Source organism: Rhodococcus sp. WMMA185 (assembly GCF_001767395.1).
Lineage (GTDB): Bacteria > Actinomycetota > Actinomycetes > Mycobacteriales > Mycobacteriaceae > Rhodococcus_F.
The window spans coordinates 2,739,305-2,764,259 of the sequence record NZ_CP017014.1 but is presented as its reverse complement, the minus strand read 5'-3'; the positions used below and the strand labels follow the sequence as shown (position 1 = coordinate 2,764,259).

The following is a 24,955-nucleotide window of genomic DNA, read 5'->3' as shown; positions in this document are numbered from 1 at the left end:
ATCCATGAGGCAATTGGGTGTGCGGCGCCGCAAGCTGCATCGGGTGCGGTTGGTAGCGTTTGCCTGTGGCAACTACACACGGTTCGCGCGCGTCGCTCGAGAAGGATCCGCATGAGGTCGCATCGATGTTCGACGCCGTTGCGAAGCGCTATGACCTCACCAACACGATCCTGTCGTTCGGGCAGGATCGCAGTTGGCGCAAGGCGACACGCTCCGCGTTGGCGCTGAAGCCGGGGGAGCGGGTTCTCGATCTTGCCGCGGGAACCGGTGTGTCGACCGTTGAACTCGGAAGGTCGGGTGCGTGGTGTGTGGCCACCGATTTCTCCAAGGGAATGTTGCAGGCCGGAGTAGATCGCCGGGTTCCGATGGTCGCGGGTGACGCCATGCACCTGCCTTACGCCGACGCGGTGTTCGACGCGGCGACCATATCCTTCGGGCTTCGCAACGTGTCCGACTTCGACGCCGGTCTCCGAGAGATCGCGCGGGTCACCAAGCCCGGCGGGCGTCTGGTCGTCAGCGAATTCTCGACGCCGGTGTTCGGGCCGTTCCGCACCGTCTACATGGAGTATCTGATGAGGGCGCTGCCACGGGTCGCCCGTGCCGTGAGCAGCAACCCCGACGCGTACGTGTATCTCGCGGAGTCCATCCGCGCCTGGCCCGATCAATCGGAACTCGCCCAGCGAATCGAGGCTGCGGGGTGGCGGAACGTGCAGTGGCGCAACCTTACCGGTGGTGTCGTGGCACTGCACCGCGCCACGCGCTAGCTGCGGATCGCACAGAGCGTCAGCCGAACAGTGGTCGCGAGTCGACCTTCTCCGACAACCGGCCCGAGGCCCGCCAAGCGCGGGCGGTGAGGTCACTGTCCTCCTCGGTGACAAGGTTGCCCATGACGCGAACCGCAACCGTCATCAGTGCACGCGACCGCATCGCCATCGGTCCGGATGCAGGAAGCACTCGCGGAACGGTCAGGAGTCCGGCAAGTCGGCGGGCCACCGAGAACGCCCGTCCGTAGTGCTCCCTGAGGATCGAGGGCCACTGGTGCGTCAGGTCGTCGGCGCCCAGGATCTGCGCCACCAGACGACCGCCCTCGAGCCCGTAGTCGATGCCTTCGCCGTTCAGGGGATTTACGCAGGCGGCCGCGTCGCCGATGATCGCCCAGTTGCGGCCTGCGATGTGCGACACCGCACCGCCCATCGGCAGCAACGCGGACGCGACCGCCCGGAGCTCGCCGGTCCAGTTCCACTCGTCGCGGCGCTGGGCGGTGTAGAGGTCCAGTAGTGGTCGCAGCGCTCCCGCGGCCGGACGCTTGGCCGTGGCCAGGGTTCCGACACCGATGTTGACCTCGCCGGTTCCGAGCGGGAACACCCATCCGTATCCCGACTGCAGCGCCCCGGAGCGGTCACGCAACTCGAGGTGTGAAGTGATCCATGGGTCAGCACTACGGGCGGTCGCGATGTAGGCGCGGGCGGCGACCCCGTAGGCAGTGTTCCGGTGCCATTGACGGCCCAGTTGCTTTCCGAGCGTCGATCGGACACCGTCCGCAATGATCAGCGCTCGGCAGGCGATCGTGGATGTGCCGTCAGCGGTCTCGAGGGTGACGGCTGATACTCGATCGCCGGTGCGTTCGACCCCGACCGCTTTGGCGCCCTGCACCATTACGGCGCCGGCCTCGATTGCCTTCGACCGGATTTTGTCGTCCAGTTCGGTGCGCGCCACTGCGCTGCCGACCGAAGGGAAGGATTTGCCCGGCCACTCGAGTTCGAGCTCCTGGCCGAAGCCGTGCAGCCGTAGTCCGCGGTTGGTCGCCTTCGATCGCACCCAGTCGCCGAGGCCGAGGAGATCGAGTTCCGCGACGGCACGCGGTGTGAGGCCGTCGCCACATGTCTTGTCGCGAGGGAACACGGCGGCGTCGACGAGAACTACGTCGCGACCAGTTCGTGCTACCCACGACGCAGCCGAAGAACCCGCCGGACCAGCGCCGATGACCAGGACATCGGTGACGTTGGGGAGCGGGGAGCCCACGGGCGACTTCTTCTCGGCTATCACAGCTACATCCTCTCAGGCCTCGCCGTGCGGCCACACCGCGCCGTACATGGGTACCGCGCCGTGCCCGACGGTCAGCGCTACCGCTAGGTTCACTAGCGTGGTACCCGAGCCGTCGTCGACGGCTCGGGGACCGAGCCGTCACTGACGACAGGAATGGGTACTGGGAACGTGAGCACCGAGGGCGCAGCACATACTGCTGCCGACGCTGTAGTAGAGACTACGGTCGCCGGGATCGATCTCGGCGACCCGCAGCTCGCCGCTACCGTCCGCGAAGGACTGGACCAAGTTGAGAAATTGCTGGTCAGTGAGCTTTCGGACGGAGAGGATTTCCTGACGGAAGCCGCGCTGCATCTTGCGAAGGCGGGGGGCAAGCGCTTTCGCCCGCTGTTCACGGTGCTCACGGCACAGCTCGGACCGACGGGCTCCGACCCCTCGGTCGTCACGGCTGCCACAGTCGTGGAATTGGTACACCTCGCGACTCTGTACCACGACGACGTGATGGATGAAGCGTCGATGCGTCGTGGCGTGGTCAGCGCTAACTCACGTTGGGGTAACAGTGTCGCGATTCTCGCGGGCGATTATCTGTTCGCGCACGCATCACGTCTTGTTTCCACGCTCGGACCGTCCGCAGTTCAGATCATCGCGGAGACGTTTGCCGAGCTCGTGACGGGCCAGATGCGCGAGACGATCGGCCTTCGCGACGAACAGGACCCGGTCGAGCACTACCTCAAGGTCGTCTGGGAGAAGACGGGATCACTGATCGCGGCCTGTGGGCGTTTCGGCGGCACGTTCTCCGGTGCGGACGCGGAGCACGTCCAACGGCTCGAACGCCTAGGCGACGCTGTTGGCACGGCCTTCCAGATCTCCGACGACATCATCGACATCTCCTCGGTGTCGGCGCAGTCAGGCAAGACACCCGGAACCGATCTGAGGGAGGGCGTCCACACACTTCCCGTCTTGTACGCGCTGCGTGAAAAGGGCCCTGACGCCGATCGACTGCGCGAACTCCTCGACGGACCCGTCACCGATGACGACGACGTCGCGGAAGCGCTCGCGCTCCTTCAACGCTCGCCCGGGATGGCCGCCGCCAAAGCGAAGCTCGGGGAGTTCGGGGCCCTGGCACTTGCGCAACTCGCGGAACTACCGAAGGGTCCAGCCAACGACGCGCTGGTCAAGCTCGTCGATTACACGATCGAGCGGGTCGGCTGAGCCGAACCCTCGACGCCCGGGCGCGTAGCCGCTCGGCTCCTCGTCGTCCGGCCGGGAACCCTCCTGCCACCTTGTTTCGTTGAATCATCATGATCTCGAAATATGGAACGATCGTGATCGGGTGACGGCGATAGGAAGGTGAGACGTGCACTACGCAAACGGGATGAAGACTCTGGTTCTGCTGGTCGGCATGTCGGCGCTGATCGTGTTCATCGGCGCATTGTTCGACAACCCGACCATCTTGCTGCTGGCGATCGTGTTCGCGTTAGGGATGAACGCGTACGTGTACTTCAACAGCGACAAGCTTGCGCTCAAGGCGATGCGTGCTCAGCCGGTCACCGAGGTGCAGGCGCCGACGATGTACCGTATCGTCCGGGAGTTGGCGACCACGGCGCACCAGCCCATGCCGAGGCTCTACATCAGCCCAACGAGTGCGCCCAACGCGTTCGCGACAGGTCGCAATCCACGCCATGCCGCGGTCTGCTGTACCAGCGGCATCCTGCAGATCCTCAACGAGCGAGAGTTACGCGCAGTGCTCGGCCACGAGCTGTCCCATGTCTACAACCGCGACATCCTCATTTCCTCGGTGGCCGGTGCGATGGCTGCTGTCGTTTCCGGCCTCGCGAATTTCGCGATCTTCGCCAACATTTTCGGCGGACGAGGCGGGGGACAGGGCGCCAATCCGCTCGTTCTGCTATTGGTGTCTCTGCTCGGTCCGATAGCCGCGACGATCGTGAAACTGGCGGTGTCGCGGTCGCGTGAGTTTCAGGCCGACCAGTCGGGCGCGGAACTCACGGGCGACCCCCTGGCGCTCGCGTCCGCGCTCCGAAAGCTCGAGCAGGGCACCCAGGCTGCCCCCTTGCCCCCGGAGCCGCAGCTCGCGGCTCAGTCGCATCTGATGATCGCGAACCCGTTCCGCACCGGCGAGAGGATGAGCAAGATGTTCTCCACCCACCCCCCCATGGCTGAGCGAATTCAGCGTCTCGAGCGAATGGCGGGCATGTAGGCGGCGCAATTTCGTGGGGGTCGGTCCCTGGTCGAATCGGATTCGACCAGGGACTCACACCGGGGAATTACCGCTGCCGAAGATTCACGGGGTCACCGGCAATTCACAGGGTCACCGGTAATTCACGAACTGCAGCGCTATTCCGAAGTCTTCACCCTTCAGCAGTGAAATGACGGCCTGCAGGTCGTCACGTTTCTTGCTGCTGACCCGCAGCTCGTCTCCCTGGATCTGGGCTTTTACCCCCTTCGGCCCCTCGTCGCGGATCTTCTTGGCGATCTTCTTTGCATTCTCCGTGGTGATGCCCTGGACGAGGCTGCCGGACAGTTTGTAGACCTTGCCGGACTGCGCCGGGTCGCCGGCGTCGAAGGCCTTGAGTGAGATGTCGCGCCGAATCAACTTCTCCTTGAAGACCTCGAGGGCGGCGAGTAACCGCTCCTCGCTGTCGGCGGTCAGGGTGATGGTTTCCTCTCCTGACCATTCGATCGATGCTCCCGTATTCCGGAAGTCGAACCGGGTCGACAGCTCCTTGCCGGCCTGATGTAGCGCGTTGTCAACCTCCTGACGCTCCACCTTGCTCACTACATCGAAGGAAGAATCAGCCACTTCACACTCCAGATGCTCGTCTCGTGTTCCCCGCCGAGGACCCGGCGGGGGCTCCCCCGGAATCCATGCCTGCATTCCGGTCAGCTGCCTCGAAGGTATCGGGTTGCGGGCCGCCTGTATCCACCCGGTTTGCGTTAGTAGGGGAGGTTCGTTGTATTCTTCCATCCGCAGCCAGGAGCGGTTTTCGCTCCGAACTGTGAACCGGCAGGTTGCCCGAGCGGCCAATGGGAGCGGACTGTAAATCCGTCGGCTTACGCCTACGTAGGTTCGAATCCTACACCTGCCACCCACCGAACCCCGGCGAGCGAGAGCTCGCCGGGGTTCGGTCATCCGTGGGCGAGAAGCGGGCCCTCGGATCCGGTGCGGCGAAGCCGGCTTCGCGGAACCGGGACAAGTTGGACGAGATGATGGTGGAAGTCACTGGCCAGGCAATTTGGTTCTGGAAGCGACTTCTGTGTAATCTCTTCAAGGCTTCGGCGCGCAGCGATGTGCGAGCGAAGCACGCCCCCTTAGCTCAGTCGGCAGAGCGTTTCCATGGTAAGGAAAAGGTCAACGGTTCGATTCCGTTAGGGGGCTCGCTGGATTGAAGTGGGACGCGTTGTGCGCGACACTCGACACCGAGGCGGTGTAGCTCAGTTGGTAGAGCAAACGACTCATAATCGTTGCGTCGCCGGTTCAAGTCCGGTCACCGCTACATAATATGCATGATCCACCCTGATTGATGGTAATCAGATACACCCGAAAGAAGGCATCCCGTGGCCTCCTCGACTGACGTTCGGCCAAAGATCACCTTGGCCTGCGAGGTATGCAAGCATCGTAACTACATCACCAAGAAGAACCGGCGCAACGACCCCGATCGTCTGGAGATCAAGAAGTTCTGCCCGAACTGCGGGACTCACCAGTCGCACCGTGAGTCGAAGTAAAAAGATCCAGGCGGGGTAGCGTTCGTGAGGGAGTCCTAAAGGCTCCTGTGAACGGGCTGGCGTCCCAGGCTAGATCCAGGCTGGAAGGGATTGTTTCGCGTGACCGATATCGACGTGACCGCCGAACCGACGTGGACGGCTACGGCCCCTGACGATTCCTCGGATCCGGCCGCGCACGCGTCGGCGATGGTCGGCCATCATTACCGCGTAGAGGACTTCTACGAGGTAGGACGCGAGAAGGTCCGCGAATATGCGCGCGCCGTGCTGGATACGCACCCGGCGCACTATGACGAGGACGCGGCGAAGGGGCTCGGATACGACGGCCTCGTCGCCCCGCTCACCTTCGTCTCGATCGTGGGCGCCATTGCGCAGCGTCGCCTCTTCGAAGAGATCGTCACGGGGTACGACCTGAGTCAGATCATGCAGACGGATCAGCGGCTGGTATTCCACCGGCCGATCACGGCGGGTGACCGTCTCTTCTGCGACGTCTACCTGGACTCCTTTCGGCAGGTCGCGGGCAGCGACATCATTGTCACCAAGAACGTCATCACGGATCAGAACGACGATCTCGTCCTGACCACCTGGACCACGTTGGTCGGCCGAACCGGCGGTGAGGTCGACGAGAATATCGCCCACGCTGTCAAGGATGTGATGATGCATGTCGCTCCGTAAGTTCGCCGAGGTCACGGTTGGCGAAGAGCTTCCCGAGCGGGTTGTCACTCTCACACGTGGAAACCTGGTTCACTACGCCGGTGTATCCGGCGATCCGAATCCGATCCACTGGAGCGACGAGGTCGCGAAACTGGCCGGCCTACCCAACGTCGTCGCGCACGGAATGCTCACCATGGGTCTCGGAGGTGGATTCGTCTCGTCGTGGCTGGGGGATCCGGGCGCCGTGGCCGAGTACAACGTCCGGTTCACGAGTCCCGTGTTCGTGGAGGCTCACAAGGCCGCAGCAGTGGAGTTCACCGGTAAGGTGAAGTCGCTCGACGAGGAAAGCAAGACAGCAGTAGTCGCGATAGTGGCGCGCTCCGAGGGAAAGAAGATCTTCGGTCGCGCCACCGCAACGGTCCGTCTGGCCTGACGGTCGGGACGGATTGGGTTTGTTCCGGGGCTTTGAAGTACACTGAGATTTCTGGGGTTACTCCAGCGCTGCGCGCTGCCCTACGGTGCTGTTCGGCCGGCATGGGTAGCGCGTGTGTTGTGTAATCGCAGATTGGTCGGTACGGAGCTGGTTCGCCGTTAGACGGTGATCAGGTCACCCGACCGAAGGGGCGTAGCTCAACTGGCAGAGCAGCGGTCTCCAAAACCGCAGGTTGCAGGTTCAAGTCCTGTCGCCCCTGCCCCCGGATGGCCAGCGACTGAGAGGAACGACGTGAGCGAGGAGCGCGCCAAGCGCGGCGGCGACACATCAGGGTCGACGCGCCGAGGTGGTGTCGAAGATGCTGTGGACGACGCCATCACGCGATCCGACGCTCCGTCGGGCAAGCCCAGCGGGAAGCGCCAGGGCCGTCGTTCGTCTGCAGGTGCCGAGGTCGCCGAGGGTTCCGTGAAGTCTCCGGAGCGTTCGAAGCCAGACGCGGCCACCGAGGTCAAACCCTCGAAGAAGGACCGCGCCGACAAGCCGCGCAAGGAGAACATCTTCAAGCGCCTGCGCCGGTTCTTCCGCGAGGTCATTGCGGAACTGCGCAAGGTCATCTGGCCTAATCGCAAGCAGATGATTACCTACACCAGCGTCGTACTGGTATTCCTGGTTTTCATGGTGACGTTGATCGGAGTACTGGACCTGGCGGTCATCCAGGGCGTCACCTGGTTGTTCGGTTGACGGAATCCGCCTCGGTGGATCCGAAGTATGTGAGTGACGAGAGGAAGCGAGTGCCCCAGTGAGCACCCCCGAGAACGACACGAATGAGGCCTTGGCCGAAGAGCGTGTTGCTGCCGAGGCGGCAGCCGACGTGGATGTGGAGGCTGCCGAGGAGGGCATCGACGCCGCGGACACCGTAGGTGACGAGGTGGCCGAGGCTCCGCTCGACGAGGCTCCGCTCGACGAGGCAGGGGACGTTGAGCCTGCCTCGGCCGAGGAACCCGAGGATCCGGTCGCCGAATTGAAGGCCGCGCTGCGCAGGGCTCCTGGCGACTGGTACGTCATTCACTCCTATGCGGGCTACGAGAACAAGGTCAAGACCAACCTCGAGACTCGCGTCCAGAACCTTGACGTCGGTGACTACATCTTCCAGGTGGAAGTTCCCACCGAAGAGGTCACGGAAATCAAGGGTGGAACGCGCAAGCAGGTCAACCGCAAGGTTCTGCCCGGCTACATTCTCGTCCGCATGGAGCTGAACGACGAGTCTTGGGGAGCTGTACGCAACACGCCCGGAGTTACCGGGTTCGTCGGTGCTACTTCGCGTCCCTCCCCGTTGACGCTGAACGAGGTGATCAAGTTCCTGCTTCCGCAGCAGGAGCAGAAGAAGCAGCAGCAGGCCACAGCGGCAGCGGCGACTTCGGCTGGAGAGTCCGGCGCAGAGAGTGTCGCGAAGCCGATCATCGAGGTCGAATTCGAGGTCGGTGAGTCGGTTACCGTGATGGACGGCCCGTTCGCGACACTTCCGGCCAGTATCAGCGAGGTCAACGCAGAACAGCAGAAGCTCAAGGTTCTCGTATCGATCTTCGGTCGTGAAACCCCGGTCGAGCTGTCCTTTACGCAGGTCGCGAAGATCTAGCGCAACATACTTGCACTGCAGTAGCAAGAACACACCCAGTACGAATTAGGAAATCGAGATGCCCCCCAAGAAGAAGAAGCTCGCCGGGCTCATCAAGCTTCAGATCCAGGCCGGTCAGGCTAACCCTGCCCCGCCCGTGGGTCCCGCGCTTGGTCAGCACGGCGTGAACATCATGGAGTTCTGCAAGGCCTACAACGCTGCGACTGAGTCTCAGCGCGGCAACGTGGTGCCGGTCGAAATCTCGGTCTACGAAGACCGGACCTTCGATTTCAAGCTGAAGACCCCTCCGGCTGCCAAGCTGCTCCTCAAGGCTGCAGGCGTGCAGAAGGGCTCCGGCGAGCCGCACAAGACCAAGGTCGCATCCGTGACCATGGACCAGGTGCGTGAGATCGCGAAGACCAAGCAGGAAGACCTCAACGCCAACGACATCGAGCAGGCCGCGAAGATCATCGCCGGCACCGCGCGGTCGATGGGCATCACGGTCGACGGCTGAGTCCGCCGGACCGAGTTCGCCTGAAGGAAGCGTGGGAGGGCCGGCCAGGCCCGGACCACAACTGAACCATTTACCACCGCAGCACTTCGGTCGCTGAGGTGAAAAGTAAGGACAGAAGACAATGGCAAAGCGCAGCAAGGCGTATCTCGCCGCCGCTGAGAAAGTCGACGCCACCAAGCTCTACAGCCCGCTGCAGGCTGCGAAGCTGGCGAAGGAGACGTCGTCGAGCAAGATGGACGCAACCGTCGAGGTTGCCGTCCGCCTGGGCGTCGACCCGCGCAAGGCGGACCAGATGGTCCGCGGCACGGTCAACCTGCCGCACGGCACCGGTAAGACTGCCCGCGTCATCGTATTCGCCGTCGGGGAGAAGGCTGCCGAGGCGGAGGCCGCTGGTGCTGACGCAGTCGGTGCCGAGGACCTCATCGAGCGAATCCAGGGCGGGTGGCTCGAGTTCGACGCCGCGATCGCAACCCCTGATCAGATGGCCAAGGTCGGTCGCATCGCCCGCGTCCTCGGACCGCGTGGCCTGATGCCGAACCCCAAGACCGGCACGGTGACTGCCGACGTTACGAAGGCTGTCTCCGATATCAAGGGCGGCAAGATCAACTTCCGCGTCGACAAGCAGGCCAACCTGCACTTCGTCATCGGCAAGGCCTCGTTCGACGACGCCAAGCTGGTGGAGAACTACGGCGCCGCTCTCGACGAGATCCTGCGTGCGAAGCCGTCCTCCGCGAAGGGTCGCTACGTCAAGAAGATCACCGTGTCGACGACCACCGGACCGGGCATCCCGGTGGATCCGAACCGCACACGCAACCTCCTCGAGGACGTCGACGCGTAGAGTTTCGATTCGAATTCACACAGTTCGGCCGGTACGGAAACCCGTACCGGCCGAACTGTTCTCGGGACTTGCGTCGCGATCGAGAGAGCCCGACGGTGTGTGCGCCTCCACCGGGAGCCCGCCCGAATTCGGGTGCGTGACCAGGGTCGATTTGGCGACAGTGCCCGCAATGCCGTACTCTGCTGTACGGAGTCCAGTGCAGTTCGTGAACTCCACCCCAAAATCATGTTCTACCCAAGACCGTTGGTGATCGCTTCCCGCAAGGGTGCGATTGAAAGTCCGGGAATGCCCGGCGGCCCACGCAGGAGGACGAGGTTAGGGGGATGCTCCTCGGTTGTGGTTTCGCGCCGCCACCGTATCGCTTCCTCTTACGCCCCGAGTGCCTGCACCGGGGCGTTTTGCATGTCGTGGATCGTGTGCTCCGGGATATCCCGGCAGTGCATGGCGGTTCCGAAGTGGGACAACGACTGTCATGAGAGGAGGCGAAGTATGGCAAAGCCTGAGAAGGTTTCCGCGGTCGCGGAGATCGCTGAGCAGTTCAAGGGTTCGACTGCCGCTGTCATCACGGAATACCGTGGCCTGACGGTGGGCAATATCACGACACTGCGACGCGCTCTCGGAGAAGGTGCCACCTACTCCGTCGCCAAGAACACCCTTGTCAAGCGTGCCGCTGCAGAGGCGGGCGTCGAGGGCCTTGATGACCTTTTCGTCGGTCCGACCGCCATTGCATTCATCAAGGGCGAGCCCGTCGATGCCGCGAAGGCTCTGAAGAACTTCGCGAAGGACAACAAGGCGCTCATCATCAAGGGCGGCTACATGGACGGCGCTGCGCTGTCCGTGGACGAGGTCAACAAGATCGCGGACCTCGAGTCCCGCGAGGTCCTGTTGGCCAAGCTTGCCGGCGCGATGAAGGGCAACTTGGCGAAGGCCGCAGGCCTGTTCAATGCTCCTGCCTCGCAGGTGGCCCGTCTGGCCGCCGCGCTGCAGGAAAAGAAGGCAGCAGAAGGTGGAGCGGCAGAAGCTCCCGCCGAGGCTGCAGCCGAAAGCTGATCCGCACCCGCGCATCACTGCTATAACCCCACCCGGTCGCGGATCAGCGACATGGGACTTACAGGAAGGACGCCACAATGGCGAAGCTCAGCACCGACGAGTTGTTGGACCAGTTCAAGGAGCTCACCCTCCTCGAGCTCTCGGAGTTCGTGAAGGCATTCGAGGAGACCTTCGAGGTCACCGCGGCCGCTCCGGTTGCCGTTGCCGCCGCAGGCGCCCCGGCTGCTGCCGGCGCCGAAGCTGCTGACGAGCAGGACGAGTTCGACGTCGTCATCGAGTCGGCCGGCGACAAGAAGATCCAGGTCATCAAGGTCGTCCGTGAGGTCGTTTCCGGCCTCGGACTGAAGGAAGCCAAGGACCTCGTCGAGGGTGCTCCGAAGGCAATCCTGGAGAAGGTCGACAAGGAAGCGGCCGACGCCGCCAAGGAGAAGCTCGAGGCTGCCGGCGCGAAGATCACCGTCAAGTAAGACGGTCTCTGCCGCGCCGCTCTCAGAGCGGACACCAAGGGCCATTCCCCATCCGTGGGGATGGCCCTTGGTCATTTCAATCCTGTGTCGTCTGAACCGAGGCGTCGTCTGAACCGAGGCGCCGTCTGAACCGAGGCGCCGTCTGCACCGAGGCGCCGTCTGAACCGAGGCGCCGAGAGGCCTCGAACTGCTCCCGATGTAGTCGGGTCCGGATGCGCGACCGAGTATTCCACGTACCGATGTCCAAAAGGGCGCGTTGGTTCCCGGCGGAATTTCCGCGCTGCGTCGCGAGGAACCCCGGTCCTTCAGTGCGGGGAGGAATCGCGTCAACTGGTGGAGAGTGCAGGAGTAGCTGAACGGCCTCTGCGTGCGTTTTGGTTCGGGTTTCGGGTTGGTGTCGGTGGTCGCTGTTACGGTCCGGGGTGTGAAGCAGGTGGTGCGGGTGAAGGTGCTGGCCGATGCCCAGCAACTCGATGCTGTGGTGCGCACCCTGGCCGTGTGCAATGACACCGCCACCCTGGTGGCCCGCATCGCGCACGAGAGGCGGGTGTTCCGGAAACGTGATCTGCGGGCGATCACCTACGCCACCGCCCGCGAGCATGGTGGTTTGGGTGCTCAGGTGGCGCAGTCGGTGATCCGGAAGGTCGCCGACTCGTACACCACGTTGCGGGCCAATTTGCGGAATGGCAGGTACGGTCCGAAAGGGTCGAGACGCCGCCAGCGGGTGGAGACAACCCCGATCCGGTTCCGCCCGGATGCGGCGCAACCCTTCGATGACCGGTGCCTGTCCTGGCAGTACGACTCGGACAGCGACAATGCCGGCACGGTGTCGATCTGGACGGTCGACGGGCGGGTGAAGAACCTGCGGTTCGTCGGCCACCCCGACCAGGTCGCGATGCTCCGGCAGTATCGCAAGGGGGAAACCGATCTGGTGATCCACTGTGATCGGACAGGGAAGCCGACCGCGTATTTGATCGCCACCTGCGACCTGCCCGACCCCCCGGTCGCCTCCGGGGACCATCTGAACACCCCGGACGGGTGGATCGGGGTGGACCTAGGGGTGGTGAACATCGCGGTTGCCTCGGACCGGGTGCTCGGTGATCACCTCATCGACACCTACGGGGACGGCGCCCCAGATGGCCCTGCCGGTAGGGGAAGTACCAAGGACCGGCGCACCCGCAACCGGGAACTGCGGCAGGCGTTGCAAAGGAAGAACACCAAGTCCGCCAAGAGACTGTTGCGGCGCCGGGCTCGGAGGGAAGCCCGGTTCGCCGCCGACGTCAACCACCAGATTTCCAAGAAGGTTGTGGCTGTGGCTGAACGCACCGGACGCGGCATCGCCGTCGAGGACCTGACGGGCATCCGCGAGCGGGTACGGCTCCGCAAGCCCCAACGGGCCACGCACTCGAGTTGGGCGTTCGCGCAACTCGGGGCCTTCATTTCCTACAAGGCCGCCCGGGTGGGGGTGCCGGTGAGGTCGGTGGATCCGGCCAACACCAGCCGCCGCTGCATTCGGTGTGGTCATATCGACAAGAAGAACCGGCCCCACCAGGACCGGTTCTGTTGTCTGGGCTGCGGTTTCGTTGAACACGCGGATATTGTCGGCTCGCACAACATCGCGTATCGAGCCGCCGAGGACTACCGGGCCCAGTCAACGGTCCCCGGCGTGGCGTGACACCTGACAGCCAGTGGGGTGTGACAGCTGCAAGCTCAGTCCTTCAGGGCTGAGCAGTTGACCTTGGCATCCATACTTACTCATTAGTAGTATGCCCAGTTACAGATGGCACTCCCATGAGATAGGGTGACCCAGCCCATATGAGTGAGTGCATCGGACGGTCGCGGAGGTATTGGTGGGAGTCGAGGTAGCCGTTGAAGGACTGACCAAGTCCTTCGGCTCACAGAGGATCTGGCAAGACGTCACACTGACCCTCCCGGCGGGTGAGGTCAGCGCGTTGCTGGGTCCGTCCGGTACGGGCAAGTCGGTTTTCCTGAAGTCGCTGATCGGCCTGCTTCGGCCGGAGCAGGGATCGATCGTGATCGATGGCACCAACATCCTCGAATGCTCGAGCAAGGAACTCTACGAAATCCGCAAGCTCTTCGGTGTGCTGTTCCAAGACGGTGCGCTGTTCGGATCGATGAACCTGTTCGACAACGTGGCATTCCCGTTGCGAGAGCACACCAAGAAGTCCGAGTCGGATATTCGCAAGATCGTCATGGAGAAGATGGAACTCGTCGGTCTGCTCGGGGCGGAGGAGAAACTGCCCGGCGAGATCTCCGGTGGTATGCGCAAGCGTGCCGGGTTGGCCCGCGCGTTGGTCCTCGATCCGCAGATCATCCTCGTCGACGAGCCGGACTCTGGTCTGGACCCGGTGCGCACCACGTACATCAGCCAGACGCTGATCGACATCAATGCCGAGATCGATGCGACGATCCTGATCGTTTCGCACAACATCAACCTGGCGCGTACGGTTCCGGACAACATCGGCATGCTCTTCAGGCGGCAACTGGTGATGTTCGGGCCGCGAGAGGTGCTGCTCACCAGCGAGGAGCCGGTGGTCAAGCAGTTCCTCAACGGCACGATGATCGGACCGATCGGAATGTCGGAGGAGAAGGACGAGGCGCAGATGGCCCATGAGCAGGCGCTGGTCGACGCCGGGCATCACGCCGGTGGCGTGGACGATATCGAGGGAATCGTCCCCCAGATGAGGGCCACCCCGGGGATGCCGTTCCGTCAGGCCGTCGCCCGCAGGCAGGAAAGAGTGCGGCACATCATGCACACACTGCCCGAGAGTGCACAGCTCGCCATCCAGGAGAGTTTCGACCATAATCACGACGGCGATGCCGACTACGCGTACAGCCAGGAAGACACACAGGTTATCCCCGCGTATCAGGGTGATGGGTACGAGAACACCACTAGCGGGCAAGGGTAGGCACAACGCATGGCGGTTTCCCGCAACTCGGTTTTGCGGCCGGTCGAAGGCGCGCTGACGCAAGCCGGCAACATAGTCGAACTTTTTGTCGAGGTCGTACGCAACACGTTCAGGCGGCCGTTCCAGTTCCGTGAGTTCATCGAACAGGCCTGGTTCATAGCGAGTGTCACGATTCTTCCGACGGCGTTGGTCGCGGTTCCATTCGGTGCAGTGGTGTCGCTGCAGACCGGATCGTTGATCAAACAGCTCGGTGCCGAGTCGTTCACGGGAGCAGCCAGTGTGCTCGCTGTCATCCAGCAGGGCGCACCGATGGTGACGGCATTGTTGGTGGCTGGCGCGGCGGGTTCGGCGGTCACCGCAGATCTCGGTGCGCGGACGATCCGCGAAGAGATCGATGCCATGGAAGTTCTGGGCATCAACCCGGTCCAGCGACTCGTCGTCCCTCGGGTGCTGGCCATGGTTCTCGTCGCAGTTCTGCTCAATGGCCTTGTGTCCGTGGTCGGAATCGCCGGCGGCTACTTCTTCAACGTCGTCCTCCAAGGGGGAAACCCCGGCGCGTACCTGGCGTCCTTCTCGGCGTTCGCGCAACTTCCCGATCTCTGGGTCGGTGAGGTGAAGGCCGCTGTCTTCGGCCTCATTGCGGGTGTGATTGCCGCGTACAAGGGGCTCCACCCGAAGGGCGGGCCGAAAGGCGTCGGCGAAGCCGTCAACCAGTCGGTGGTCATCACATTCCTGCTGCTCTTCTTCGCGAATCTGATTCTGACCATGGTGTACCTCCAGATCGTTCCGGCGAAGGGATCGTGACCCGATGACAGTCGCAAAGGGCCGCGGTGACCAGACTCTGATGACCGCACGACGAGTCGGTCGGGCCCCGCTCAATGCGCTCGACAAGGCCGGCGAGCAGATGTCCTTCTATGCCAGGGCCATCGCATGGCTTCCCCACACACTGGTGCACTTCCGCAAGGAAGTGCTCCGACTGCTCGCCGAAGTAACCTTCGGCACGGGCGCTCTTGCCGTCATCGGTGGCACCATCGGAGTGATCGCCATGATGTCCGGCTTTACCGGCGTGGTTGTGGGCCTACAGGGCTTCGCGGCGCTCGAGCAGCTGGGCAGTTCGGTGCTCACCGGCTTCCTGTCCGCCTACGTCAACACCCGTGAGCTCGCCCCTGTCGTTGCGGCGCTGGCACTCTCGGCGACCGTCGGCTGTGGGTTCACCGCTCAACTGGGTGCTATGCGGATCTCGGAGGAGATCGACGCGCTCGAGGTCATGGCAGTGCCGAGCGTGCCTTTCCTCGTCACCACTCGCATGATCGCGGGGTTCGTTGCCGTCATCCCGCTCTACATCGTGGGCCTGTTGGCTGCCTATCTCGCATCCCGCACTATCGCCACCGTGTTCAACGGTCAGTCGACAGGGTCGTACGACCACTACTTCAACCTGTTCCTACCGCCGCAGGACGTTCTCTACTCGTTCGCGAAAGTGCTGATATTCGCCTTCGTGCTGATCCTGGTTCACTGCTACTACGGCTACCACGCGTCGGGCGGTCCGGCCGGAGTCGGTGTGGCCGTGGGTAGGGCAGTTCGTGCGGCGATCATCACCATCGCCGTTCTGGACTTCTTCGTCAGTCTCGCCTTGTGGGGCACAACTACAACAGTGAGGGTGGCTGGATGAGAAACACGGCGCCGGTTGTGCGCAGAAGATTGCTGGGAATGGTCTTCTTCCTGGTCGTTGCGCTGTTCCTGACCGTCACCATCGGTGTGTACAACAAGTCGTTCACCAGGGTCGTCGAGGTCAACCTCCTTACGGACACTGCGGGAAATGCGCTGCCGGCCAACGCGGACGTGAAGGTCCGTGGTCTCATCGTCGGTGAGGTCCGGTCGACGTCGACGAGGGACGGCGCGGTTAGCCTGGCCCTGGCGATCCAGCCGGACAAAGCCGGTTTGATCCCGGCCGATTCGACGGCGCGCCTACTGCCCAAGACATTGTTCGGTGAGCGCTACGTATCGCTCATCCTTCCGGAAGACGGCAGCGCTACGTCGATCCAATCCGGCGACACGCTGTATCAGGACAAGAGCGGGAACGCTATCGAGATCGGTGAAGTTCTCGATAATCTACTTCCGCTGCTCCAGGCGATTCCACCGGACGACCTCGCGAGCACGCTGGGCGCTTTGGCTCAGGGCCTCAGCGGGCGTGGTACGGAACTCGGATTGACCGTGGACCGTCTCGAAGAGATCTTCGGTGCACTCAATACCGAACTTCCTTCCATCCAGGCGGATCTGCGTGGTCTGGCTGACTTCACTCAGACGTATTCCGAGGCGGCGCCCGATCTGATCGACGCACTCGATAATCTGCGAACTACCGGAAATACCGTGGTGGAGAAGCAGGGTGAGATCTCCACACTGCTCGCTTCCCTGACCGGGACTTCGGTGAGTGCGGCGGATCTGTTGCAGACCAATGCCGATTCGATCGTCGGTATCGCCTCAGATTCACGCGAGACACTGCAACTTCTGGGTCGCTACTCACCGACCTTCGGTTGTGCCTTCGCAGGATTCGCGAGCACTGCACCCACCGCTCTCGATCTGCTTCGTCTCGACGATCCGTATCCGGGCGCGCGCGCCACGATTCAGTTCGTCAACCCGAAGGGCCGATACCTACCCAATCAGGATGAGCCAAGGCTGCTCGACGACCGCGGCCCCGCCTGCTACGACGACGTGACGGCCCCTGGCGGATTCTTCCCGCAGTACCCCGGTGGGTCTTCGTACAACGACGGCGCTTACCAGGTACCTTCTCGCAATCCTGGTCCGACGGACATAGAGTTCTTGCCGCCGCCTGCCGGTGTCCCGGACAAGGTCCCGGGGTACGGAGCTGAGGTCACGCCGGCGAGTTACGCGGGTTCCAAGATGGAGCAGGACACATTGGACGTTGTCTACGGCGAGGCAGTCGGCATCGCCCCCGAGGACGTTCCGAGCTGGACGACGCTCGTCGGTGCGCCGGCCATGAGGGGGACCGAGGTGAGCTTCGAATGAGGAGCCTGACAGCGCCACTGGTCAAGCTGATCATTTTCGCCGTGGTCACCATCTTGGCGACAGGTCTGCTTGCGGCCACCATCGCAAATCTAGGCGGAGGGGGCGGTACCAAGTTCAACGCGATCTTCTCGGATGTCACCTCACTGAACGAGGGCGACGAGGTCCGAATCGCCGGTGTGCGCGTGGGGCAAGTAGAGGACATCGAGATCCACAACGAGCGCGAAGCGAAGGTCGAGTTCTCGGTGGCGGAGCGGGACTGGCTTCCGGCCGGTACCACCGCAACCATCCGGTTCCGGAACCTCGTGGGGCAGCGATACATCGCACTCGAACAGGGGGATGGCCCACAGGGTATGAAGTTGAATGGCGGTGCCACGATTCCGCTCGAGCGGACGAAGCCGGCTGTCAACCTCACCACACTGTTCGACGGATTCCGCCCCTTGTTCCAGACTCTCAGCGCCGACGACGTGAACAAGCTCTCGTACCAGATCATCCAGGTGTTTCAAGGTGAATCGGGAACTATAGAGGACCTCGTCAGGAACACGGCAAGCCTGACCAACACGATTGCCGACAGGGACCAGGTGATCGGTGCGGTGATCAACAACCTCAACAACGTGCTCGATACTGTGAATCAACGTGACGATGAACTCGATTCGCTGATCGTCAATACTCAGCAACTCGTTTCTGGGTTGGCGGCCGAGCGAGGAACGGTCGGCTCCGCGGTGACCTCTCTCGCGGGACTTGCCGATGCGACCGCCGATCTGCTCGAACCCACCAGGCCGTCGATCACCGAATCCATCGCATCGCTGAACACGTTGGCCGGCACGCTGAATCGCAACTCCGAAACCCTCAACAGTGTTTTCGAGACACTTCCGGTGAAGCTCGAAAAACTGGGCCGGGCAGCCAGTTACGGATCCTGGTTCCAGTTCTACCTCTGCGGGGTCGACATTGTCGCAGGTCCAGGTACCGCGCCCCAGTTGAATTTGCCCACCGGCCTACCCACTGTCAATGAGCCGGTCTACACGAACTCGGCCAAACGGTGCACCCAAGAAGGGCTACAGGAGTTGCAATCACGATGAGCAGACGTCGCAGTCCGGCGGCGGCTGGAGCCCTGGGCATTCTCGTAGTGCTGCTGGTTACAGTCTCGGCCTTCTTCCTCGATTCGTTGCCGATCATCGGCGCCGGATCGACCTACCGTGCCCAATTCACCGAGGCGGCAGGTCTCAAGCCGAACAACGAAGTCCGGATCGCAGGCGTCAAGGTCGGAAAAGTGACTTCGGTCGAACTCGCTGGTGACCGTGTCGATGTCGAGTTCAAGGTGTCGGATGCTTGGGTCGGCAACGAAACGTCGGCCTCGATTCAGATCAAAACGGTGCTGGGTCAGAAATATCTGGCCCTCGAACCACGTGGTTCGAAGACGCTCAATCCCCGTGACGTGATCCCCCTCGAGCGGACCACTTCTCCGTACGACGTGATCGAAGCTTTCTCGGCGACTGCCGAGACGGTTGGCAACATCGATACCGATCAGCTCGCGGAGAGTTTGACGACGCTGTCTCAGGCTCTCGAGGGGACGCCCTCCGAGATCCGCGCATCGATCGACGGCGTGAGCAGATTGTCTCTGACCATCGCGAGCCGCGACCAGGAACTGCGGAAACTGTTCGCCGCGACCAGCCAGACCACGACGATCCTTGCGGACCGCAATGCCGAGTTCAACCGATTGATCGGTGATGCCGGAGTGTTGCTGGACGAGTTGAACAACCGCCAGCAGTCGATTTCGCTGTTGCTGAGTGGAACGCAAAGACTGTCACAGCAATTGACCGCACTCGTTCGCGAGAACGAGGAGGCCATCGGTCCGGCGCTCGAACAGCTTCATGGCGTTGTCGAGATCCTGAACGCGAACCAAGAGAACTTGGACAAGGCGACCAAACTGTACGAGCCCTTCATTCGCCTCTACACCAACGTGGTCGGCAACGGTCGCTGGTTCGATCAGGCCGTCGTGAATGTCTTGCCGCCGTCGATACCCGATTCTTCCGGCAACCGCGAACCCAGCCGACGGTTGGAAGGTAACTGATGATGGACATTCTGAACGGAGAAGCTCGCGGTGGACGCCGCCGCTTCATCGTGGTCGTCGCCGGCATCGTGGTCGCGGCACTGGTGATCGCGGGCGCCCTGTGGTGGCTGTTCGCGCGCGTGGGTACCACGAAGATCACCGCGTACTTCGACAAGTCAGTCGGCATCTATGAGGGCTCCGATGTGAGGGTCTTGGGAGTCAAGGTCGGGTCTGTCAACAGCGTTGAACCGCAGGGCGACCAGGTGAAGGTTGAGATGCGGGTCGATCGCGGAGTAGACATTCCCGCAGACGCGAAGGCTGCACAGATCACACCGTCGGTGGTGTCCGACCGCTACATTCAGCTCACGCCCGTCTACACGGGAGGGGCGAAGATGGCCAGCGGCACGACCATCGAGCGTCAGGACACGGCCACGCCTGTCGAGGTCGACGAGCTGTACGCGAGCATCGATGAGCTCTCGAACGCTCTGGGCCCGAATGGGGCGAACAAGGAAGGCGCGCTATCGCAGTTCATCGAGACGGGCGCGGCAAACCTCGACGGCAACGGAGAGGCGCTGGGGGAGAGCATCAGCAATCTTTCCGACGCGGCCCGTACGCTGAACGAGAGTCGCGGCGACCTGTTCGAGACCGTCAAGAACCTCGAGGTCTTCGTGGGCGCGCTGGCCGCCAACGACCAGCAAGTCCGCGACTTCAATTCGCAGCTTTCGGATCTGACTGGTTTCTTGGCAGGCGAGCGGGAGAACCTGGGGGCTGCTCTCAATCAGCTGGCGATTGCGCTCGGTGACGTCTCGAAGTTCGTTGCGGACAACAGGGAGATTCTTGCGAAGAATGTGGACGACCTGGTTCCGGTGACGCAGACACTCGCGGACAACCGGGAGTCCCTGGTGAACTCGCTGACAATGCTCCCGCTGGCAATCAGCAATCTGGCCAACTCCTACGATGCGGAGTCGGGAACGCTCGCCTCGCGTGTTGCGTTGCCGGACTTGGAGAATCCCGCCGCCCTTCTCTGCAAGCTGATCGATCTAGGTAACCTCAAGCCCGGAGATCCGGAGTTCGAGCAACTCGGAGAGCAAATGCAGCCGTTGATCGACAACTGCATGGCAATTGCCTCGGAGATCAAGCAGGCGACATCGTCTCCGTCGCTTGTGCTTCCGTTCGGGATCATGAGTGGGGAAAACATCCAGCGGATGGTCACACCTGGCACGGTGCCGGGCGTCGTGTCGCCGCGATTCGACGGCGTGCTGGGCGGTGAGGGCGAATGAAGCGGCCGATAATCTTCGGGGCCGGCGTATGTGCCGTTGCCGTCGCAGTGAGTTCCTGCTCGTCTGAGGGAATCTACGGAGTTCCTCTGCCGGGGGGACCGGACATCGGCAGCGATCCGATGCATCTGACGATTCAGTTCGAAGACGTCCTCGATCTCGTTCCGCAGTCCGCGGTGAAGGTCGACGGTGTTCCCGTGGGCCGCGTGGAAACGATCAAGGTGGGACCGGACGGGTGGACGGCGGACGTCGAGGTGGTCCTCGACTCGTCGGTCGATCTCGCAGCAAATGCTGTCGCTGCCATAGATCAGACCAGCCTGCTCGGTGAGAAGTTCGTGCAGCTGTCCGAACCACCGGGTGACAAGGATCCCGCGCGACTCGAAGACGGTGACACGATCGGGCTCGACCGAACCCGGCATGCCACCGAGATCGAGCAAGTATTCGGCGCACTGTCGCTGCTGCTCAACGGCGGTGGTGTGGGTCAACTGCAGCCGATCGTGCATGAGCTCAGCCTTGCCCTCGACGGGCGTGAGGACCGTGTGCGGGGATTGCTCGAACAGGCGAACACCCTCATCGACGGTCTCAACCAGCAACGCGACGACATCACCCGCGCCCTAGACGGTCTCGGGACGCTGACCGCACGTGTCGACGAACAGAACGAAAAGATCGGGCTCATCCTCGACGAGCTCCCGATTGCTGCTGAAGTACTCGAAGAACAGCGTCCGCAGCTCACCGAGTTGCTGGTGCAGCTGGACCAACTCGGTACCGTCGGAACTGAGGTAATCAATCAGTCGAAGGATGATCTGATCGCCGACCTGCTCGCCCTCCGTCCGACGTTGCAAGCACTCGCCGAGTCGGGCGACGACTTGCCCAATTCGCTCGCGTTCATACCGACACTTCCATTCCCGGACGGTATCGAGAAGATCGCGCTCGGCGGTTCGGTGAACCTGTTCCTGTCGGTCGATCTTCAGATCGGCAACGCGCTGAGTGCCCTCGGGGTCGGCCAGGGCGACCCGGTGTATGTTCCGCCGAAGTTCGGCGAACCGAAGCCGGTTGTCGATCCGTCGAATCCGTACTACAACGGCAACGGCCCGAAGGCAGGTTGGCCAACCGTATCGCTGCTTCCGATTCTGCCGACGCTTCCCGCCCCGAGGGGTGTGGCGGCACCGGTGGACGGCAGCGAGGATGGCGGCGCACCCAGTGAGCCGCGATCCCCGCAGAATCCGTTTGCGGGACTGCTCGAACAGTTCGGAATCGGAGGTGGACAGTGAGGTCGCGGGTGGTCAGGATCCAGCTCGTCGTATTCGTCCTCGTGGCGGTACTCGGGCTGGTCTACGTCGGAGGCAAGTATGTCCGACTGGACAACTTGCTGGGGTTCGGTGAATACGACGTGAACGCGCAGTTCAAAGACTCCGGCGGAATCTTCACCAATGCCGAGGTCACGTACCGCGGCGTTCCGGTCGGTCGGGTGGGCGATCTGTCGCTCACCCCGACGGGTGTCAACGTCCAATTGAAGATCTCCAACAGCTGGTCCGAGATTCCGGCATCGGCCAAGGCGGTCGTTGCCAACCGGTCAGCGATCGGTGAGCAGTACGTGGATCTCCAGCCCGACAACGATGAGGGCCCCTTCCTCCGCGATGGCTCGGAGATCGAAGAGGGCAACACCTTCACACCTGTTCCCGTGGAGCAGTTGCTGATGGCAACCGACACTCTGGTCAAGTCCGTGCCGATCGATCCGCTGCGCACAGTCGTCACCGAACTGGGAGCGGCTTTCGACGGCAAGGGTGACGATTTGCAGACGCTGGCGGATTCCCTCTCCGCATTGTCGCGGGACGGACTCGACGTGCTCCCGGAGACGTTGTCCCTCATCGGAGACAGTGAGACTGTGTTGGCTACGCAGACCGATCAGTCGTCGGCTATCGCTCAGTTCAGTTCCGACCTCGACGCCGTTGCGGCACAGCTCCGGAGCAGTGACCCCGACATCCGCTCGATCATCGATCAGGGGACTCCGGCGAGCGACGAGATCGGACGACTGGTGAGCGAGACCGGGCCGAGCCTCACCACTGATTTGACGAACCTTGCCGCAGTGGCCGAAGAGCTTGGTCCGCGCGCAGTCGCTCTCCGACCCCTGCTCATCTTCCTGCCGGCCATCGCCGGGGCGGCCGGGACTGTGGCGCCGGGAGACGGAACGGTGCATCAGGGAATCGTTTTGGAAACCAACAATCCGCCGTCGTGCACCATCGGCTACGAGAAGACATACGAGATTTTGGCCGAGATGAAGCGGCAGGATCCGAACTTCGACGACACCCAGCAAGACTTCCCCTTCAATACCGAGGCAAGTTGCGATGTGCCCCAGGGGAGTGTGACTGGAGTGCGCAGTGCAGACCGAATCGTGTTCGCAGATCCGGATACGATTCAGCCTTGGGATTTCAAGCCGAAGGTCATGCCGGACACCCTGAATTTGAACCCCATAGCAACGCAACTTGCGCCGCTCCTAGGGGTTACCCCCAAGTAGCGTCGATCTCCATCAGGCGTGAGTAGAAGAAGACGATAAGTAGGGTATTGGCGTGACGCGAATTGCCACCGACCCGGAGCCAGGACAACCTGCTCCGGGGAAGAACACAGCTCTTAATATTTCGTTCAGCGTGGTGACTGTGCTGGTGGTGATCGCGGTTGTCGCAGCAGGATGGTTCGGCGTCGGATGGTCACGCGCGCTCTTCGTGGACAAGCCGATCGCAGCCGCGCGGGATTCAGCCTTGACAGGTGCACAGCAGGCGGCAATCAATCTCAATACGGTTGATTCCGCTGATATCGAGGGCTCATTCGAGAACATGAGGTCTTCGATCACGGGCGAGAAGATGAACCAGGATCTTCAAGCGACGATCGACGGGCTTACCGATCAGATGCGCGAGTCAGGGGCGTCGAGCAGGGCCGAGTTGATTCATGGCACCTTGACAGAGCTGAACACGGACGACGGGACGGCGAAAGCGCTGGTCGTCGTTGCGGTCACGACAACGTGGCCGGACCGGTTCAACAGGGTCAAGGTGACGATGCGGCTGGATGTCGAGGACGTGGACGGGGTTTGGAGAGCATCATCGGTCGAACCGGTTGGTGGACGAATTCCGCTCGAGGAAGGTCGGATCCCGGTGGACCCGACCCCCAGCGATATGGCAACGGCGCCCGACGGCGATACGGGCGGTCAGTGAACCGGATGTGTTGCGGTGACCGCTGTGCGAGTCGCGTTAGTGAGAAAGCGGTGAATTATGCCTCCCAAGCCTCGTAAGAATCTGCCAGGCAGCGCTGCGAGGGGTCGGCGCCCCCGCGTAGCGGGAACCCGCAAGGCAACGCCGAACGTGGCGGGTGCGGCAACTTCTGCAAGACCGGCAGATCCCGCCAACGAGCAGGCTCCCACGAACGAGCCGGCTCCCGTAAGTGAGCCGAACCCGGCGAAGAAAGCCGCCGAAGCCGAAACGGTGTCGACCGAGAAGCCCGTGTCGACCGAGAAGCCGGTGTCGACCGAGAAGCCGGTGTCGACCGAGTCGGTGACGTCACCCGGCGTGACCGAGACTCCGAGCCTCGAATCAGACACTGGCACTCGAGAGAATCCACCCGCCGTCGAGGTCGAGGCACCGAGCGGGAACAGGAACAAGGCGATCACGTGGCAACGCGTAGCGATTCTCGCTGCGGTGGCGGTCGTGCTGGGTGCGTTCGCTGCAGTGGCGGCATTCAAACCGGGAGCGAATATCACCAACACCGCGTGGGTCGACCAGGGTACGACCGCGGAGGTGACCAGGGCAGGTACGGAGGCGCTCGAGGCGCTGTACACCTACAACTACGAGACAATCGACCAGGATTTCGACAATGCCCGGCAGTATCTCGACGAAGACAGACGCGAGGAGTTCGATTCGACAGCAGAGGTGACGAAACAGGCCGCTATCCAGACGAGGACAGCGACCGAGGCGGCGGTCACCGACATTGGTGTCACGATGCTCGACGGTGACCGAGCCGAGCTTCTCGCGCACATGAACGTCAGCGCGACCGACGATTCGGTGGCAATCGGCAGCGCCGCCAGCCCGCTCTCGATCAAGATGGAGAAGATCGACGGCAAGTGGGTGCTTTCCTATATATCCGACAGCGACGGCTGAGTTCGTCGAGGTCAGCAGCTGAGGATCGGTTCCGGGGACGCGCTGAGATTGTGGGGAAACCACACGACATGCGCTCTAGCGCTTGACGCCACGTTGATCACCCGTCACTCTAATGCGTGCACACGCGCATTGCCCGCGTGGCGGAGCGCCCCTATCTGGGTGCTGTTTGGGGTGCCC

General features: G+C 62.5%; 26 protein-coding genes and 4 tRNA genes. 28 read left to right on the top strand and 2 right to left on the bottom strand.

The annotated features are described in order from the left end of the window. Positions 1-65 precede the first annotated feature (65 nt). Entirely contained in the window at positions 66-764 is a 699-nt protein-coding gene (locus BFN03_RS12395; RefSeq protein ID WP_070379246.1) for a demethylmenaquinone methyltransferase, read from the top strand. A gap of 19 nt (positions 765-783) precedes the next feature. Here the strand turns inward: BFN03_RS12395 and BFN03_RS12390 are convergent, their stop codons facing one another. Further along, on the bottom strand, positions 784-2,046 hold the full coding sequence (locus BFN03_RS12390) for a geranylgeranyl reductase family protein (protein ID WP_070379245.1): 1,263 nt from the start codon (positions 2,044-2,046) through the stop codon (positions 784-786). Positions 2,047-2,199: 153 nt separating this feature from the next. Here BFN03_RS12390 and BFN03_RS12385 point away from each other — a divergent pair, with 153 nt between their 5' ends. Together BFN03_RS12385 and htpX are read left to right on the top strand one after the other, a co-directional pair. Beyond that, positions 2,200-3,255, top strand: coding sequence for a polyprenyl synthetase family protein (locus BFN03_RS12385; protein WP_070379244.1), 1,056 nt, complete (start codon positions 2,200-2,202; stop codon positions 3,253-3,255). A 145-nt stretch (positions 3,256-3,400) separates the two neighbouring features. Beyond that, positions 3,401-4,261 carry a zinc metalloprotease HtpX gene (gene htpX / locus BFN03_RS12380; RefSeq protein ID WP_070379243.1) on the top strand — a complete coding sequence of 287 codons (861 nt, stop codon included), beginning with the start codon at positions 3,401-3,403 and terminating at the stop codon, positions 4,259-4,261. Between the two features lie 111 nt (positions 4,262-4,372). Here the strand turns inward: htpX and BFN03_RS12375 are convergent, their stop codons facing one another. Then, complete coding sequence (locus BFN03_RS12375; protein ID WP_070379242.1) at positions 4,373-4,864, bottom strand: YajQ family cyclic di-GMP-binding protein; 492 nt, start codon at positions 4,862-4,864, stop codon at positions 4,373-4,375. Between the two features lie 203 nt (positions 4,865-5,067). Here BFN03_RS12375 and BFN03_RS12370 point away from each other — a divergent pair. The 25 genes from BFN03_RS12370 to BFN03_RS12245 all read left to right on the top strand — a co-directional run bounded on the left by BFN03_RS12370 (position 5,068) and on the right by BFN03_RS12245 (position 24,778). Then, positions 5,068-5,150 (top strand) — tRNA-Tyr (locus BFN03_RS12370). 217 nt (positions 5,151-5,367) lie between these two features. Further along, a tRNA-Thr gene (locus BFN03_RS12365) sits at positions 5,368-5,440 on the top strand. Positions 5,441-5,485: 45 nt separating this feature from the next. Beyond that, positions 5,486-5,558: transfer RNA gene (locus BFN03_RS12360), tRNA-Met, on the top strand. 61 nt (positions 5,559-5,619) lie between these two features. Continuing rightward, positions 5,620-5,787, top strand: a complete 168-nt coding sequence (gene rpmG, locus BFN03_RS12355) for a 50S ribosomal protein L33 (protein WP_005252089.1) — start codon at positions 5,620-5,622, stop codon at positions 5,785-5,787. Positions 5,788-5,973: 186 nt separating this feature from the next. Further along, positions 5,974-6,459, top strand: coding sequence for a (3R)-hydroxyacyl-ACP dehydratase subunit HadA (hadA, locus tag BFN03_RS12350; protein ID WP_084385775.1), 486 nt, complete (start codon positions 5,974-5,976; stop codon positions 6,457-6,459). Then, positions 6,446-6,871, top strand: coding sequence for a (3R)-hydroxyacyl-ACP dehydratase subunit HadB (gene hadB / locus BFN03_RS12345; protein ID WP_070379241.1), 426 nt, complete (start codon positions 6,446-6,448; stop codon positions 6,869-6,871). Before hadA ends, hadB begins: the two co-directional genes overlap by 14 nt. 186 nt (positions 6,872-7,057) lie before the next feature. Then, positions 7,058-7,130: transfer RNA gene (locus tag BFN03_RS12340), tRNA-Trp, on the top strand. A 32-nt stretch (positions 7,131-7,162) separates the two neighbouring features. Next, positions 7,163-7,612, top strand: a complete 450-nt coding sequence (gene secE, locus BFN03_RS12335) for a preprotein translocase subunit SecE (protein ID WP_070379240.1) — start codon at positions 7,163-7,165, stop codon at positions 7,610-7,612. A gap of 58 nt (positions 7,613-7,670) precedes the next feature. Next, entirely contained in the window at positions 7,671-8,507 is an 837-nt protein-coding gene (gene nusG, locus BFN03_RS12330) for a transcription termination/antitermination protein NusG (protein WP_070379239.1), read from the top strand. Between the two features lie 58 nt (positions 8,508-8,565). Further along, positions 8,566-9,000: a 50S ribosomal protein L11 gene (gene rplK, locus BFN03_RS12325; protein ID WP_005252095.1), complete on the top strand. Its 435-nt coding sequence runs from the start codon at positions 8,566-8,568 to the stop codon at positions 8,998-9,000. Positions 9,001-9,121: 121 nt separating this feature from the next. Beyond that, positions 9,122-9,838 (top strand): 50S ribosomal protein L1, encoded by a 717-nt coding sequence (gene rplA, locus BFN03_RS12320; RefSeq protein WP_070379238.1) that lies wholly within the window; start codon positions 9,122-9,124, stop codon positions 9,836-9,838. Between the two features lie 489 nt (positions 9,839-10,327). Then, on the top strand, positions 10,328-10,888 hold the full coding sequence (gene rplJ / locus BFN03_RS12310; RefSeq protein WP_070379236.1) for a 50S ribosomal protein L10: 561 nt from the start codon (positions 10,328-10,330) through the stop codon (positions 10,886-10,888). A 77-nt stretch (positions 10,889-10,965) separates the two neighbouring features. Continuing rightward, positions 10,966-11,355, top strand: coding sequence for a 50S ribosomal protein L7/L12 (rplL, locus tag BFN03_RS12305; protein ID WP_070379235.1), 390 nt, complete (start codon positions 10,966-10,968; stop codon positions 11,353-11,355). 424 nt (positions 11,356-11,779) lie between these two features. Further along, complete coding sequence (locus tag BFN03_RS12300; RefSeq protein ID WP_070380876.1) at positions 11,780-13,030, top strand: RNA-guided endonuclease InsQ/TnpB family protein; 1,251 nt, start codon at positions 11,780-11,782, stop codon at positions 13,028-13,030. A 172-nt stretch (positions 13,031-13,202) separates the two neighbouring features. After that, positions 13,203-14,285, top strand: a complete 1,083-nt coding sequence (locus tag BFN03_RS12295) for an ABC transporter ATP-binding protein (RefSeq protein ID WP_269748465.1) — start codon at positions 13,203-13,205, stop codon at positions 14,283-14,285. Positions 14,286-14,294: 9 nt separating this feature from the next. Beyond that, entirely contained in the window at positions 14,295-15,089 is a 795-nt protein-coding gene (locus BFN03_RS12290; protein WP_070379233.1) for an MlaE family ABC transporter permease, read from the top strand. 4 nt (positions 15,090-15,093) lie between these two features. Next, positions 15,094-15,954, top strand: a complete 861-nt coding sequence (locus tag BFN03_RS12285) for an MlaE family ABC transporter permease (protein ID WP_070379232.1) — start codon at positions 15,094-15,096, stop codon at positions 15,952-15,954. Further along, positions 15,951-17,309, top strand: coding sequence for an MCE family protein (locus tag BFN03_RS12280; protein ID WP_070380875.1), 1,359 nt, complete (start codon positions 15,951-15,953; stop codon positions 17,307-17,309). Before BFN03_RS12285 ends, BFN03_RS12280 begins: the two co-directional genes overlap by 4 nt. Next, positions 17,306-18,385, top strand: a complete 1,080-nt coding sequence (locus BFN03_RS12275; protein ID WP_070379231.1) for an MCE family protein — start codon at positions 17,306-17,308, stop codon at positions 18,383-18,385. The genes BFN03_RS12280 and BFN03_RS12275 overlap by 4 nt, the downstream gene beginning before the upstream one ends. Further along, positions 18,382-19,377: an MCE family protein gene (locus BFN03_RS12270; RefSeq protein WP_070379230.1), complete on the top strand. Its 996-nt coding sequence runs from the start codon at positions 18,382-18,384 to the stop codon at positions 19,375-19,377. The genes BFN03_RS12275 and BFN03_RS12270 overlap by 4 nt, the downstream gene beginning before the upstream one ends. Then, positions 19,377-20,636, top strand: coding sequence for an MCE family protein (locus BFN03_RS12265; protein ID WP_070379229.1), 1,260 nt, complete (start codon positions 19,377-19,379; stop codon positions 20,634-20,636). The genes BFN03_RS12270 and BFN03_RS12265 overlap by 1 nt, the downstream gene beginning before the upstream one ends. Continuing rightward, positions 20,633-21,904 carry an MCE family protein gene (locus BFN03_RS12260; protein WP_070379228.1) on the top strand — a complete coding sequence of 424 codons (1,272 nt, stop codon included), beginning with the start codon at positions 20,633-20,635 and terminating at the stop codon, positions 21,902-21,904. The genes BFN03_RS12265 and BFN03_RS12260 overlap by 4 nt, the downstream gene beginning before the upstream one ends. Then, entirely contained in the window at positions 21,901-23,148 is a 1,248-nt protein-coding gene (locus BFN03_RS12255; RefSeq protein WP_070379227.1) for an MCE family protein, read from the top strand. Before BFN03_RS12260 ends, BFN03_RS12255 begins: the two co-directional genes overlap by 4 nt. A 133-nt stretch (positions 23,149-23,281) precedes the next feature. Then, a complete protein-coding gene (locus tag BFN03_RS12250) occupies positions 23,282-23,839 on the top strand; it encodes a hypothetical protein (protein ID WP_070380874.1) in 558 nt (185 codons plus the stop codon). Positions 23,840-23,896: 57 nt separating this feature from the next. Continuing rightward, positions 23,897-24,778, top strand: a complete 882-nt coding sequence (locus tag BFN03_RS12245; protein ID WP_070379226.1) for a hypothetical protein — start codon at positions 23,897-23,899, stop codon at positions 24,776-24,778. Positions 24,779-24,955 lie beyond the last annotated feature (177 nt).